11 protein-coding genes and 1 pseudogene are annotated in these 14,903 nt (G+C 43.9%); 8 read left to right on the forward strand and 4 right to left on the reverse strand.

Annotated features, from left to right (window positions below; genetic code table 11):
• Positions 1-208 precede the first annotated feature (208 nt).
• Positions 209-2,035 (reverse strand): acyl-CoA dehydrogenase C-terminal domain-containing protein, encoded by a 1,827-nt coding sequence (locus AB9H30_RS09300; protein ID WP_371194389.1) that lies wholly within the window; start codon positions 2,033-2,035, stop codon positions 209-211.
• 148 nt (positions 2,036-2,183) lie between these two features.
• Here AB9H30_RS09300 and AB9H30_RS09305 point away from each other — a divergent pair, with 148 nt between their 5' ends.
• The gene (locus tag AB9H30_RS09305) at positions 2,184-3,170 is read left to right on the forward strand and encodes an AraC family transcriptional regulator (RefSeq protein ID WP_371194390.1); all 987 of its coding nucleotides are present in this window, start codon (positions 2,184-2,186) and stop codon (positions 3,168-3,170) included.
• A 46-nt stretch (positions 3,171-3,216) separates the two neighbouring features.
• Here the strand turns inward: AB9H30_RS09305 and AB9H30_RS09310 are convergent, their stop codons facing one another.
• Complete coding sequence (locus AB9H30_RS09310) at positions 3,217-4,644, reverse strand: wax ester/triacylglycerol synthase domain-containing protein (protein WP_371194391.1); 1,428 nt, start codon at positions 4,642-4,644, stop codon at positions 3,217-3,219.
• Positions 4,645-4,745: 101 nt separating this feature from the next.
• Here AB9H30_RS09310 and AB9H30_RS09315 point away from each other — a divergent pair, with 101 nt between their 5' ends.
• The 3 genes and pseudogenes from AB9H30_RS09315 to AB9H30_RS09325 all read left to right on the forward strand — a co-directional run bounded on the left by AB9H30_RS09315 (position 4,746) and on the right by AB9H30_RS09325 (position 7,395).
• The gene (locus tag AB9H30_RS09315) at positions 4,746-5,525 is read left to right on the forward strand and encodes a ParA family protein (protein WP_371194392.1); all 780 of its coding nucleotides are present in this window, start codon (positions 4,746-4,748) and stop codon (positions 5,523-5,525) included.
• 98 nt (positions 5,526-5,623) lie between these two features.
• Positions 5,624-6,463: pseudogene (rhlP, locus tag AB9H30_RS09320) on the forward strand (rhombotarget lipoprotein).
• A 200-nt stretch (positions 6,464-6,663) separates the two neighbouring features.
• Positions 6,664-7,395, forward strand: coding sequence for a hypothetical protein (locus tag AB9H30_RS09325; protein ID WP_371194393.1), 732 nt, complete (start codon positions 6,664-6,666; stop codon positions 7,393-7,395).
• A 96-nt stretch (positions 7,396-7,491) separates the two neighbouring features.
• On the opposite strand, the gene AB9H30_RS09330 is transcribed toward AB9H30_RS09325, so the two are convergent.
• The gene (locus AB9H30_RS09330) at positions 7,492-8,706 is read right to left on the reverse strand and encodes a DUF445 domain-containing protein (RefSeq protein WP_371194394.1); all 1,215 of its coding nucleotides are present in this window, start codon (positions 8,704-8,706) and stop codon (positions 7,492-7,494) included.
• Positions 8,707-8,878: 172 nt separating this feature from the next.
• On the opposite strand from AB9H30_RS09330, the gene AB9H30_RS09335 reads away from it, so the two are divergent.
• The 3 genes from AB9H30_RS09335 to AB9H30_RS09345 are packed head-to-tail and all read left to right on the forward strand — an operon-like array spanning position 8,879 to position 12,182.
• Positions 8,879-10,351: a DUF3336 domain-containing protein gene (locus AB9H30_RS09335; RefSeq protein WP_371194395.1), complete on the forward strand. Its 1,473-nt coding sequence runs from the start codon at positions 8,879-8,881 to the stop codon at positions 10,349-10,351.
• A gap of 54 nt (positions 10,352-10,405) precedes the next feature.
• Entirely contained in the window at positions 10,406-11,182 is a 777-nt protein-coding gene (locus AB9H30_RS09340) for a hypothetical protein (protein WP_371194396.1), read from the forward strand.
• Between the two features lies 1 nt (position 11,183).
• On the forward strand, positions 11,184-12,182 hold the full coding sequence (locus AB9H30_RS09345; protein ID WP_371194397.1) for an ion transporter: 999 nt from the start codon (positions 11,184-11,186) through the stop codon (positions 12,180-12,182).
• Positions 12,183-12,242: 60 nt separating this feature from the next.
• Here AB9H30_RS09345 and AB9H30_RS09350 read toward each other — a convergent pair whose 3' ends face one another.
• A complete protein-coding gene (locus AB9H30_RS09350) occupies positions 12,243-12,956 on the reverse strand; it encodes a hypothetical protein (protein ID WP_371194398.1) in 714 nt (237 codons plus the stop codon).
• Between the two features lie 281 nt (positions 12,957-13,237).
• On the opposite strand from AB9H30_RS09350, the gene AB9H30_RS09355 reads away from it, so the two are divergent.
• A complete protein-coding gene (locus tag AB9H30_RS09355; RefSeq protein WP_371194399.1) occupies positions 13,238-14,857 on the forward strand; it encodes a GMC family oxidoreductase in 1,620 nt (539 codons plus the stop codon).
• Positions 14,858-14,903: the final 46 nt, after the last annotated feature.

Consider the following 14,903-nt stretch of genomic DNA (forward strand, 5'->3'; position numbering starts at 1 on the left):
TATCTATATCGGCTTGCGTGGGCTTTGCGGTTATTCCAGCAATTTAATAGCTTTCGAAAGGCTAAGTGCTAAGGTATCATCTTCCGCATAGAACGGATGTGTGCATCCGCTTCCCAAATGACAATTCCAAGCTAAAGAATGCAAAAAGCCATATTAAACTCTTTAATCAATAATACCCTTAAATATTTAATGGGCTTTGAATTTTAGCTTACAGAAAATTAAAGTGTTCATTATCCATCTGCATCAGTGACTTGGTCGACGATACTGCTGCGCGTTTGTGCGCTGTCGCTCGGGGCAGCAAACGGTCAAAGTAAAATTCTGCGGTTTGTATTTTTGATGTATAAAATTCTGTTGATTCCTCGCCTTCACCACTTTCGAGCAGTGCCGCTGACTTTTCTGCCTGCAGCGCCCAAAAATAAGCCATCATTACGTACCCAGAATACATCAGGTAATCCACTGACGCAGAGCCCACTAGCTCTCGGTTTTTTGATGCGCCGAGCATGATCCGCAAGGTCATAATATTCCATTCAGCGGCGCGCTTACTTAAGCTACGAGCCATGCTACCTATAGGGCCACGAGACAATAAATGGGGTTTGGCGAATGACAGCATGACTTTGCTAAAATCGCGAACCGACTTGCCTTTGTTTGTCAGCAGCACTTTGCGCCCCAATAAATCTAAGCTTTGAATACCGGTGGTGCCCTCATAGAGCGTGGCTATTCTGGCGTCCCGTGCGATTTGTTCCATGCCATGTTCATGAATATAGCCATGACCACCAAAAATCTGGATCCCTAAGTTGGCAGACTCTAAGCCTAACTCAGTGATAAAACCTTTCAAAATTGGAGTATAAAATCCAAGCTCATCATCATAGGCTTGCTGTTTTTGTGTATCACCTTCAACAGTGGCGTTGAACATTTTGTCGGCGATTTTGGCGGCATGAAAAATCATCGCTCTGCCCCCCTCTGCTATGGCGCGCTGCGTTAACAGCATGCGTCGCACATCTGGGTGCCAAATTATCGCGTCAGCAGCACAGTTAGGCTGCTTTTTACCAGAGAGTGCGCGCATTGACTGACGATCTTTGGCATAAGCAAGCGCGCCTTGGAATGAAGCTTCTGCATGGCAGACACCTTGCAAGGCGGTGCCAATTCTGGCGGTATTCATAAAGGTGAACATTGCTTCTAAGCCTCTATTTTCTTGGCCTATTAAGTAGCCGGTTGCGCCATCAAAATTTAAAACCGATGTCGCCGAGGCGCGAATTCCCATCTTGTGTTCAATTGAACCACAGTGCACGGCATTCCTTTCGCCCATCCTTCCATCACCGTCGATATTGACTTTAGGGACGATGAACAATGAGATACCTTTGATACCCTTTGGTGCGCCAGGAATGCGTGCCAACACAATATGGATAATGTTTTCGGCTAAGTCATGTTCGCCAGCAGAGATGAATATTTTGGTGCCTGTCAATCGGTAGCTATCGTCGCTCTCATTCAGCTCAGCTTTGGTTTTTATTTGGGCCAGATCGGTGCCGCACTGAGGCTCGGTAAGGCACATCGTGCCGCTCCATTCGCCACTCACCAGTGGCGCCATAAATTGCTTCTTTTGAAGTGCAGAGCCGTATTCTAATATAGTGTTGATGCAACCCATGCTCAGCCCTGGATACATAGCAAATGACCAGTTGGCACTGCCGATGACTTCTGCCTTTATAACATTGATAGAGGTGGGGAGATTCTGACCGCCAAACTCTTCAGGAAACGACAAGCCCTGCCATCCTCCAGCAACATACTCTTGATACGCTTCTTTGAATCCTGCTGGCGTTGTCACCACGCCATCGTCAAAGTGACAGCCTTCTTTGTCTCCCGATAAATTGATTGGTGCCAGAACTTGTTCACCTAGGCTGGCAATCCCTTCTAAGATCGCGTCGATCATTTCAGGTGTGGCATCCGCACCATTCGACAAAGATTCATAATGAGGAAAATAATCCAGTACGTCTCTCATTAAAAATTTGATGTCTCTTAAAGGTGCTTTATATGCTGGCATGCGGTTTACCTTTTTGTAAAAGTTAGCGTGGTCGAACTGAGCAACGATTATAATTGACCTAAGCTTAAATAAGGGGTTAAATGCCATCAATAAGGGTGTCAAATACCATCATAATTCTACTGCACAAGTATCTTTTTCCAGAGCGGGTATGCATTCATATTATATAAAAACCTTAACTAACGTGCTCAAAGCAAGGCAAGCCGACGTTACCCCATTGTTTAATAACTCAGGCATTCAACAAGATGATCTGACAAAAGAACTCAGTTTGACAGCTCAACAGCTTGATACTATTTCTACCAATGCCATTAAAATGAGTCACGATCCCCAGCTTGGTTTGCAGCTTGGTGCGAGCATGGATATTTCATCTCAAGGTATTTTTGGCTATGCGATTATTACCAGCACCACTATTGGCGACGCGCTTAAGCTAATGGTGCGCTATAACAAAGCCTTGATGCCCAGTGTGGATGTAAAGATGCTGTCACGAGCAGGGCGTGTTGAGGTGCTTATCAAAGCGCCGCATTTACCCAGTAGTTTAGAACGGTTTTACATTGAGCTGCTGTATGCGGCCATCATGCGAAGTGGCAGAACCTTGATCCCAAAAGGCAGAACCTCGGTGCATGTCGAGTTTGATTATGATGCACCATACGATAAAACCCCTTATCAACAGCTGTTTGGTGCAAAAGTAAAATTTAACGGGGCGCGCAGTGTACTGAGTTTTGATGAAGCAGGCTTAGACCTTGGTATTGCAACGGCCAACCTAGTAGCAAGAGATATTTTCAGAAGACAGTGCGATCGCTTGCTGTCTCGCGGCACGCGCACAGGAATGGTAAGTGAAAGAGTGCAAGAAGTGCTCTTGCAGTCGGGTACCGAGTTCCCAAACAGTGGGCAGGTTGCCAAGCAGTTGCATATGAGTGAAAGCACTTTACAGCGACGATTAGCAGCAGAGGGTCATAAGTTTCAAGCACTGCTCGACCAACTCAGAAATAGTCTTGCTCACGAATATTTAACCGGCACTCAATTAAGTATCAATGAAATAGCCGCGCTGCTAGGCTTCAGCGATGCAGCCAATTTTCGCCGGGCTTTTAAGCGGTGGAATAACCGTACTCCTATCGCGGTGCGCAGCAGTAAGACTTAATTAGCGAGTAATAATTATCGGCGCTACAAGGAAAAGTGTATCTACTTTACAGTGCACAATTATCTTCCTCCAACACCTTCTCACCGATATCATCAACACTCAGCGACGTATCGTCCACAGATTGTTCTAACATATCGAATGCTTCTTGAAAGTAAACAGCAAGAGGCTCTAAGCGGGTGATATTGCTGTCACAACACACGATGCCGATATTCGCGGTGTTGTTGTAAGTAAATATGGTGATATTTATCCCTCCGCCTGGCGTCATGGTTGAAATTGGATAGCTGGAAAGTAGCTTTGCATCTTTAAAGAATAAAGTACTCGGCGGACCGGGCATGTTAGATACTAAAATATTGCCGATTGGTCTGACCCAATCTGAAATGTGCAAGACTTCAAACAGGGTTGAAAACGACTGTATGAGCAATGTGTAATAGCTGAAAGCTGATGGATGAGAGGCTTTTGCCGCTTTTTTTACGACGCGATGATTTTCAATAATTTGTCGTAATCTGAGATAAGGGTCTTTCTCACCAAAGGCGAGTTGCACCGGTACAATCGCTATCTTATTGCCGGCAGTGATTTCCCCCGGCTTGCGCAGATTGATTGGCATATTGGTGTAAAGCGCTTTTTTAAAACTGTGACCATAGTCTTTCAAAAAACGATGAGTGCCAATATCAAAAGCACAGAGCAATATTTCATTGGCTGATGCTCGTAAGCGCTTACTGAGTGTTTGTACTCTTACAAAGTCGATATCTAAGGTTGCGACCACTCGGCCTTTTTTGACCTGGCCGGTAAGCATCGTTTTTGTGCCTGAAAACGGCACCGGCATGTAGTCTTGATTAATTCTGAACAGCTTGAGTAGCAATCGAAATAAAATCCATACAAGATCTTTTATAGTAATTACGAAGCCCCATACGCCCAGTAATATTTGCTTAAATATACTTTGTTTACTTCGCTCGCGAGGCGGGTTAGCCGAAGCCCAGACCGGGACGAAATCGTGCCCATTGGCTTGTTCAGAGTATCCTTTAAGAAACATGCGCACCAGCGACGCGCCATCCCCGCACATATGATGTACTTTTATATAAACGGCAAACCCTTGATTGGTTTTATCTTTGATCACGTGGTATTGCCAAAGCGGCTTGTCTCGGTCTAGCCAGGTTTCATGAAGCTTGGCCACAAATGAGTGCAAGGCGGATTTGTCTTTAATATCATCGAGCTCGTGCATTTGAACATGGTAATGCATATCTATTTGCTTGATGGGCGTTAATTTAATTGGATACCTTAAGAAGGAACTTACTTTGCAATCGAAGGGAGAAACGGCGTGACTAAAACTTTGTAGTTCTAAAAATAGCTTTTCGACATAATCGCCGGGCGCGTCTTGCGGGATTTCGAGTACTTGTAATGCGGCTACATGTTTAGGGTTCGCTTGAGACTCAGTTATCCAGAACATCCTGTCTAGAAATGAAATCTTTTTGCTCACGAATATATCCCTAATAAAATATTGTCTACACCTTTGCCTCCAGAGTAGTATCATTCGATATTACAAGCAATTGAAAATAAAGCGTAGCGGAGAGTAGAAGCGTGATAAGAGTACTGTTCAATAAGAAAGGAGGCGTAGGCAAATCTAGTCTAACTGTCAACTTGGCGGCTATCTCAGCCAGTAAAGGCTTTCGAACGCTAGTGTTAGACTTAGACACGCAATGCAACAGCACCGCCTATTTGGACGCCCTAAGCGTGGCGAAAGATAGTACCATCGCAGACCTTTTTGAGCAGACTATTACCTTTCATTTGCGCCGTCGACCGGCAATAGAATATTGTCAGCCCACGCAAGTAGAGAATTTGTTTATTATTCCAGGCTCACCTGCATTAACTGAGTTAGAGAGTGAATTACATAGCCGCCATAAAATATACAAACTGCGTGAAGCACTCGAATCGTTAAGTGACGAATTTGATCACATTTATATTGATACTGCGCCTGCGCTGAATTTTTATAGCTTGTCGGCGTTGATTGCGGCAGACCGCTGTCTCATTCCCATAGATTGTGACGACTTTGCCAGACAAGGCCTATATAGTCTTCAACAAAAAATTGCCGAAATTAAAGAGGACCATAATCCTAAATTGGAAATAGAAGGGATTATCGCTAATCAGTTCATGGGTAATGCGAATCTGCCTAAGCAAATAATTGATGAGTTAATCGACGAAGGCTATCCGGTGTTAGGTGAATATATCAGTCAGTCGGTGAAAATGCGCGAATCGCATCAAGCGAAAAAACCGCTGATCACTATGGCGCCAAAGCATAAGTTAACGGTCTCTCTGGTGGCTATTTTCAATTTATTAGAGCATGGAAAAGGCGCGAAATGAATAGCTGACTTTGCCCAATCAGTCTTGAAATAAGATCTCCGGAATGGCTTTTAGTTTTTTTTCGAGCCAAGTAATTTAACTTAACGAAAGGAAATACAATGCGTAAGCTATATACCATTTTAATTATGACTGCTGTTGTCACCGCATTGTTGTCGGGATGCAGTGCACTTGTGAGTGACGGCCAGCAAAGGGTTACGGCTTCAAGCAGTTTGGTCGATTTTTTATACCCAAAAGGTGAAGATAGACAGGCGAAAACGCCTCAAATACCAGTATTACAACTGCCACTTAATGTAGGTATTGCCTTTATACCTTCAGAAGGATACTTGCGTGCAGGTCCTACTCAGGCGGAACAAATTGCATTATTGGAAAAAGTTAAAACGCAATTCGCAAAATACGAATATATTAATCGGATAGACGTCATTCCAAGCACTTATTTAAAAAACGGAGAGGGATTTAGTACCCTTGATCAGGTAGCGCGTTTGTATAACGTTGATGTGATGGCCTTGGTATCGTACGACCAATTAGCGCGTAACAACGATAACAATGCGGCATTACTGTATTGGACAATTGTTGGGATGTAGGTTGTTCCTGCAACAGATACAAACGTGCAGACTTTTGTCGACACCGCTGTGTTTGATGTTAAAAGCCGAAGCTTACTATTCAGAGCGCCAGGCTTGAGTAAAACAAAAGACCGCAGCACTGCAATTAGCGTTGATAAAGTGACTGATGAACAAACCGCGCTCGGTTTTTCGCTTGCTGTAGATGATATGGTTGTAAATTTAGAGTCAGAATTAGCGCGTTTCGAAACCAGAGTAAAAGAAGAAAAAATCGCAACAGTTGAGCATAAAGATGGTTACTCAGGTGGTGCATCTTTGTGGCTAGTGATCCTCGCATTAGGCGGTGTTTGCTTAAGACGGTTTACGAATGAAAATGCCTAACACGCCAAAGCCGCTGATTATTGTCAGTAGCTAGCTGCCATTAGCTCGTTTGCTAAGGTTTAGCGCACTTTAGTTTCCAAGATTATAAGCTCAATGCCACACATGTATTTTGACCGAGTAAACGTAAAAACACGTGTTTAACGATCAATCTGTTAGTGTTTTTAGTAAAAAGATTATCGTTCAGTTTTAAAGTGTTTTATATGATAAAGGCTCTAGCGGTAATCATGCTGTGTGTAAGCATAATATTTCATTCAAGCTCGCGCGCTGATTATGCGCTTGGATGTAAAGATCCTGCGTATCATCAATACATAGAACAGCGTTTTGCTCACTTTGAATCAAAGAATCAACGATTACTTATTGATACTTTAAATGATTATCAACGAAGCTTGGCAAATAGCGATAATCCCTATCAGGTTATCGGTGATTTAAGTAGACATCTGAGATATAGCGCGCAATTTGAACCTATCGATGTGGTTAACGCTAAGATTGAGCGCATTTTTGAGCATGCCGATGATCTGACCGCAGAGCAACACATAGCCGGCTTGGTGCTCGATAGCTTTAGCAGTGAAACCCATGCGGTCGGTATAGCTCGAGCGTGGATTGCATATAGACAGGGCGAGCACGAACTCGCTTTTGACGAGTTATTGAAATCGATTGAGGTAAGCGGCTCAGCGGTACTTAGCTCGTTTGGTCCAGACTTTGATTTAGTGCGTCAAATGTATGCCGATGGCCACGATGCTCCTGTGCTTGCCTACATCGACAAAAGCGAACAATTTTGGACCGGCAGACGTCCTGACGGTATGCGCTATGTGTGGCGTGAAATGATAAAAGCAGAGTGTAGAATACAATTTGATTCGGTTGACACCATGAAAGCTCTCGAGCTTGGTCTGCGGGTTATTGATGTGAGCAAAGACTATGGGCTGAGTCGTTGACTATATTTATTAGGATGTAAGCTCGCTGTGACTTCGTATTGAGGCACAAAACTCCTCAGGAGGTTTTATCAGAGCAGCGCGTCCAATGGATGCCTTTTACATAAACACCAAGTACAACTGCAAGAATCCCGCTCCCATTCCAAGCAAGGCGCCGGTGACAATTAATTTCCATTCATCGGCCTCATAAGCGGGGCGCAATACGCCTTCAAATTCCTCAGGCGTTAACGCTCTCATGCGCTCACACAGGTCATCGCCTATGCCTAAAGCCTTGTCTGAATACTCGAATGCATAAGGCAGGTATTTGTCGGAATCTTCAAAGATGCGCTTGCTTGCGAGCTCTTTCATTTTGTAGAAGGACTCAGAGCCAACGCCTACCGCAAAGTATGGCTGTGCAAAGGCGATGTAGCGCTCAATGGCGTCGTTAACATGCAATTCCATGAGTTCTAACAATTGGTCGGACCCAGAGCCATGCAAAGCGAATTCAGTGATATTTGCCGATGTCATAAGCTTCGCTTCAATAATGTCAGCATAAACGCGCGATACATCGTGTTGACGCTTCAGAAACATGCCCTGAATAGTAAAGCCTAAAACTTTTATCGGTTGCTTCGGTTCAAATATAATTTTTAGGGCGATCCAGTTTGTTAAATAACCCACTAATAGGCCGCCTAAGGGCAATACCCACCACTGCGGCATATATATCCACACGACCATGGTCGGCAAGCCAAACAACAAGCCAAACCAAAACCCAGAGCGCTCAATAAAGGGGTATTCTTTTTCACCCGATTTAAGAAAAATTTCATTGATTAGCTCGGGGGTTTCCACCAGTTTGTTAACGACTAGCTCTTTGATATCGACAATTTCAGTGACATTGTGCTGGAAGTCATTAACTACTTTGTTAACAACATTTGGAATATCGGCTTCTATTCGCGCATACACAAGGTTTTTGCCCTGTACTGGCAGCGAAGCCCAAAGCTGCGGGGCGCATTCGCGCATTACTTCGTTGACGATTCTTTTTAATACTTGTTTTAGCCGCCGCTCAATCGCCACGGTGAGTAATTTAGGATCAATTCGTGCAGCAAGCTCTTCGATGCTAAGAAGTTTGCCTAAGACCAGTTCGACAGCAATTTCAGCCATTTCTTGACGTTTAGCGGGGATCAGCCCCTGCCAGCCAAAAATAGGTCTGATGCCAACAAACTCAATAGGATAAAACATCATCTTTAATGCAAAGTAATTTGTGCACCAGCCCACAATCGCGCTGATCAGTGGGATAGACAATAAGCTTAGCGTTGCAAAATTAAAAACTAAATCCATAAATTAGGGATGCGCCGGTTATAAATACATTGTGAGTGCCCAGTCATGAGCTATCAGGCTACCATCGGAATCAGGATGGTCAACATAAACCACCGATATTATTTAATTTAGGTGGAGTATTCTAATTATTTACGCTTAAATTTGAGTATTACCGAAGAAAGAGAAGAAAAATATGGCCAATAAAAGACTTTCTGAATTAGAGAATGTCATGAATACTGCTGATTCTTATGCCGAATATAAGGAAGCCGCCCAAGCTCATGATGAGCTCTCGGGTGCGTCACAGTGGAAAGCGAAAGATGCATGCAAAGATTACGACTACCGTGCCATCCGCAAGCGCGTGCAGCGGATAAAAGAAGCTAAATCGAGAAACGATGCCCCCGGTTTGATGTATATTTTACATGAGGGCCTCCACGGTAATCTTGGCAATATTGCAACATCGTCGCTCAATGGTCATGCCAAAATTGGCACAAAGCATTTAATCGAAGAATTTATTACCGAGGTCTGCGAATCCTTAGATTTCATCTATCAGGCCGACGAAAATGAAATCGATTTTTTCGAAAAACTCTCCTTTTTTGATGAAACTGCACATGCATTTGGACGCAGCTGTTTGATGCTAAGCGGCGGCGCTGGTCTGGGCTTCTTTCATGGTGGCGTAATCAAATCGCTAGTAGAGCATGACTTGCTCCCTGAGGTGATTTCTGGTGCAAGCGCAGGCTCCATCATTGCGGGTTTGGTTGGCACAAGAACCAACGAAGAACTAAAAACCATGCTGACGCCCGACGCAATTTACGACCAATTTAAGACTTGGCGTATTTGGAATGGCTTTAACAAGAATGGTCTGTTTGACAGCACCAACCTTGAAAACGCACTCATCGAATTATTTGATTTAATGACTTTTGAAGAGGCCTATAAAAAGACGGGGCGGCATGTAACGATCACCGTTTCGGCCGCGGATCTGCATCAATTTTCGCGTCTGTTAAACGCCAAGACTTCACCGAATGCCATCATTTCGCAGGCCGTTAGGGCCTCTTGCGCAATTCCGATTGTCTTTTCAGCGGTGCAGTTAAAAGCTAAGAATCAGCAGGGTGAAATTGTTCCTTATATTCCCAACCGCCGATTTGCAGATGGCTCTATCATGGCTGATTTACCGTTTAAACGCCTGGCTCGCCTATATGGTGTGAACCACAGCATCGTGAGCCAAACTAACCCTATATCTACCTTGTTTCGGACCCGTGACAAACGCGACGCCACAGGTTTGGTAGGTCTGAGCTTACGCCATGTTGCTAAAATTGTGAAAATTAACAGTATCTACGCCTTTGATGTGCTTGAGAGCGCAATTAGCCATAGAGCGACAAAACTAGGGATCCATAAGGTCCGCTCTGTTATTGAGCAGCAATATGTAGGGGATATTAATATTTTGCCTGATCCTACTCTGGCTAATCTGCTTCATATCGTGTCTAACCCGAGCAAGAAAAGTTTGGAAGAATTATTCAAGCACGGAGAGCGCTCATCTTGGCCGCAACTAGATTTGATTAAACGCAACACGATGATCAGTAAAACTTTGCGCAGTTATCTAAAGCGCTTAAAAGAACGAGAAGCGCTATTGTTAGGAAAACACCATGGACTGAAGGTCGTAAATAGTTGAGACCTTTTTTACTAACAAGCATGCGCATAATGTTTGCGAACATAGCGAGACGTGATGACTGATAAAATAATTAAAATTGCCGATGATTTTTGGAATATCCGCGGCGAGTTTAGAGTCTTTGGTGTATTAAATATCGGTACACAAGCGTCTTTAGTGAAACGCCATAACGGCAAGTTTGTGTTATTAGATGCTTACACTTTGCAAGGTGACGTTAAGCAGCGGGTAGATGAACTAACCAACAATGGCCTTGATATTGAGGCGATCATTAATCTGCACCCGTTTCATACCATACATGTCGAAAGGACGCATGCAGACTATCCGCACGCGAAGTTGTATGGCACGCAGCGTCATATGGATAAGTTTCCAAACCTGCCGTGGCAAGCTGAACTGAGCAATTCTGCTGAGTTTGCGAGTTTGTTTGCTGAAGATTTTGAGTTTTCAGTGCCGCGCGGCGTTGATTTTATTTCTAAGAATGAGCATTTGCATTTTTCGTCGGTACTCGCTTACCATCTGGCGTCAAAAACGATACATGTTGATGATACCCTGATGTTTCTAAAACTGCCGGGTGTGTTGGGTGCTTTGAAACGTCCTGAAGTAGCGTTTCATATGACGCTTTCGAAAACCTTAGAGCGCCGCCAAGGTGCTGCGGATGACTTCAGGCTCTGGGTCGCCGAAATTGCTGAGCAGTGGCAAGATGCGCAAGTGCTATGCGCAGCTCATTCAAATACATTGACGGTTAAAAACCAATCGCCATCAATTGCAGCGATGATCATGACTGCCCTGCAGCGTGCAGAAAAAACCCTGCAGAACCACGAAAAGAAATTTGCTTAAGATGGTTAACTTCAGTTATTCCAAGCTTAAATCTAGCCACGAGGGGCCTTGGCTAATTCTCGACCTTGTGATGCTGAGTTTGCTATTTGTTAACTTGATTTGGCTGTTATTTGACGGTTTGTTTGCTACTCAAGGTTTTAAAGCCATTTTAGCCTCAATGTCGCCAGATATTGTGACGGCTTATGCACCCATTCATGATAATTTTATCCTCTATGATTTGGCGTTTATTGCGGTTTTTTTAGCAGAGTTTTGCGTGCGTTGGGTGGCGGCGGTTGTTCGCAAAACCTATATGCGCTGGTATTTCTTTCCGTTTATTCATTGGTATGATTTGGTGGGCTGTATTCCGCTGGGCGGCGCGAGAATATTCCGCTTTTTACGCATATTTTCAATTTTATACCGTTTACAAAAATATGAAATTATCGACTTACGCAACACTGCAGTATATCGCTTTGTTATCTTTTATTACGATGTATTTGTAGAGGAGCTAAGTGATCGTATTGTCGTAAAAGTCCTGTCTGATGCACAAAAAGATATTGCGGCTGGCTCACCCTTAATCGAAGATATTGGTCAACAGGTTATCGCCACACGCCTGCCGATTTTAACGCAATGGCTGTCATCGGTAATGGTGCATGTTGGCGAATCCATCGAGCATAATCAAGATGCTGAATCTGTGCGTAACCACGTCAAGAAAAGTGTGGGTAAAGCGGTGCGCAGCAACTCACAGGTTTCGTCTCTAAAACTCGTGCCAGTGCTAGGCCGCACGATTGAAAATACGCTAGAGCAATCGATTACCGATATCGTGACACAGTCGATTATCAATTTACTAAAAGATATCACACCAGAGAAAATTGATGACTTTGTTGAGCATGGCTTAGGGCGTTTCTCTAGCGAAGATCATGTGCTCGATCAAGAAGTACTATTGATTGTGAATGAGTGTTTAGAGCTCGTTAAGCAGCATGTGTCCCAACAGCGTTGGAAAGAATCTTTTGACGCGAAATAGCGCGTTGAGTCGATGCAAACCGGGTAACTGACGAATTCGAATTTAAGCCACTGAGTTTAATTAAAACTTAAACCGTAACAGCCCATCTTCAACGGCGACTTCCTTTCCGTATAAGCAAAAAAGTTGCTCTTCAAAGTTTGCCGGATCTAACTCATAGCGCAGTGCATCGGTTTTGGCAAAATCATTCACCAAGGTTTCTATTTGTGGCCTGTGGTAGTCAAACACTCGCTGTTTGCTGCCAGATAAATAGAGCTTTAAGTAATTGGAAGCGACATCTGATACGCCGCCAGTCATCAAGCCAAACGCAGATTTCACTGTGCCACTTAGCAAGTTTTGTAAAGGTCTTGGAAATAATAGCGAAAGCAGATCACGACTGTCTTCAATAATGGCATATTCATCGTTTACCAGTTGCATGTCTGCAACTAACACTTTGTCTACTGACACTGTATTAGTTGCAGGCTCATAAATAGGGTGAGCTTCAAGTTTTACAATTAAATGTGCTCGGTATATTGGTGAGCCCACCGGTCCGATAATGATGCTGCCAAGTATCTCGATGTTAATGACATTGCAGTTTTTAGGCATGCTGATTTGCGCCTCTAGTAAGGTGAGGTCGCCCTTACCTACCGGCACATCTATTTTAAACCCTATCGGAAGATATTTGTCGATGATTTCTTTTAGTTCGGCACTAGAGTACTCAGCATGCTTTAGCTTGCCGAATTTAATCATTAATTTGGCAGCAAATAATCGCAGTTTTAAACGCCATTCTGGCTTCATAGCAAACATTCTAAGGTTACAGCACTGCTAGCATTGTGAAGCTCCGGTATTTTTAGTCAAGGGTGTAAAGCATTCTGAGATAAAATTCACATAGTTTGATAAGTTTTCTGAACAGAAAAGTAACAATTTGCTGACTTTTTTGATATTGTCACTGGTAAGACATCTGATGAGTTGAGGGCGCTTATATTCGCTGTTAATTCATCCTTACCAAGTCATTAGCAAGCACTGGCAGTGATGTGCATTACGGTGGCAGTATTAAAATTAGGCAGTGAACACTATTCATGCAAACATTATCTCAAAACCAGTTTGATTTTATCATCGTCGGCGGCGGCTCCGCGGGTGCTACCTTGGCGGCTAGGTTATCTGAAAATCTACAGCATTCTGTCTGCTTAATCGAAGCTGGTACAAAAGATAAAAATCCACTGATACATATTCCTTTTGGTTTGTCCCTGTTGTCTAGAGTGAAGGGGATTGGTTGGGGATATGCTACTGCTCCGCAAACCCATTTGAACAACAGAGAGCTGCATTGGCCGAGAGGTAAGACTTTAGGAGGGTCTAGCTCTGTCAATGCGATGATTTATATTAGAGGCGTTAAGGAAGATTACGAAAACTGGCAATCACAAGGTGCAGACGGTTGGGGCTGGGATTCAGTGCTACCTTATTTCTTAAAGTCAGAAAATCAACAGCGGGGTGCTAGCGCAGACCATGGTGCAAGTGGCCCACTGAGTGTTAGCGATTTGCGCCATAAAGATGTGCTTTCACAAACCTTTGTTGAAGCAGCCGCAGAGGTAGGCGAAAAAACCGTTGATGACTTCAACAGTGTTCAAAGAGAAGGCCTAGGATTTTACCAGGTAACCCAGCGTGATGGGCAAAGATGCTCCTCTGCCAAAGCCTATTTAACAGATGCTTTATTGAGACCTAACTTGACCGTTATTACTCAAGCCTTAGTTGAAAAAGTGATAATAGAAGGCAGGGTGGCAACAGGTGTAAATGTATCTATAGGCGGGCAATCTCAGACCCTAAGTGCAAACAAAGAAGTCATTTTATCAAGCGGCGCAATCAATAGCCCTCAAGTGTTGATGTTGTCGGGTATTGGCCCAAAACAACATTTGAGCGAGCATGGCATTGAGTGCAAGGTTGACCTTCCCGGTGTCGGGCAAAATTTACAAGACCATCTCGATGTATTGGTTCAGCATCGCTGCAAAGCCAGAGAAGGATATGCGGTCGCGTTTAGTGCTTTACCAAGATACGTAAAGGCAGCTTATCAGTATTTGTTTAAGCGCAAGGGAATACTGTCCTCTAATATTGCAGAGGCGGGAGGGTTTGTAAAAACTCAGTATGCGAAAGACATCCCCGACATCCAATATCATTTTTTACCGGCTATTTTACTCGATCATGGACGCAAAACTGCCTTTGGGTATGGCTATGGCCTGCACGTATGCTGTTTGTATCCAAAAAGCCGAGGCAGCATCACATTAAAATCGCCTGATCCTAAGGTTCCAGCGCAAATTGATCCTAAATATCTTGAGCACGAAGACGACCGCAAAGTGATGATTGCTGGCCTCAGAAAAGCACGCAAAATTTTAAGCGCAAAGGGATTTGAACAATATCAATCTCGAGAGATTGGCCCTGGCCCTGAAGTACAAAGTGACGAACAAATACTGGAGTTTATTAAGCAGCGTTCGGAAACTATTTATCATCCCATCGGCACATGCAAAATGGGCAAGATTGAAGATGCCACGACAGTGGTTGATTCACAATTGAGAGTCAAAGGTGTAGAGCGCCTGAGGGTTATCGATGCTTCGGTAATGCCAAGTTTGGTTGGTGGCAATACCAACGCGCCGACCATAATGATTGCTGAGCGAGCCGCTGATTTAATTAAACAACAGTATGCTGATTAAGACATATTGCTGCAGTGGCGTTGCATTGCAGATTTAGGTTTGCTGC

Source organism: Glaciecola sp. SC05 (assembly GCF_041380235.1).
Lineage (GTDB): Bacteria > Pseudomonadota > Gammaproteobacteria > Enterobacterales > Alteromonadaceae > Glaciecola.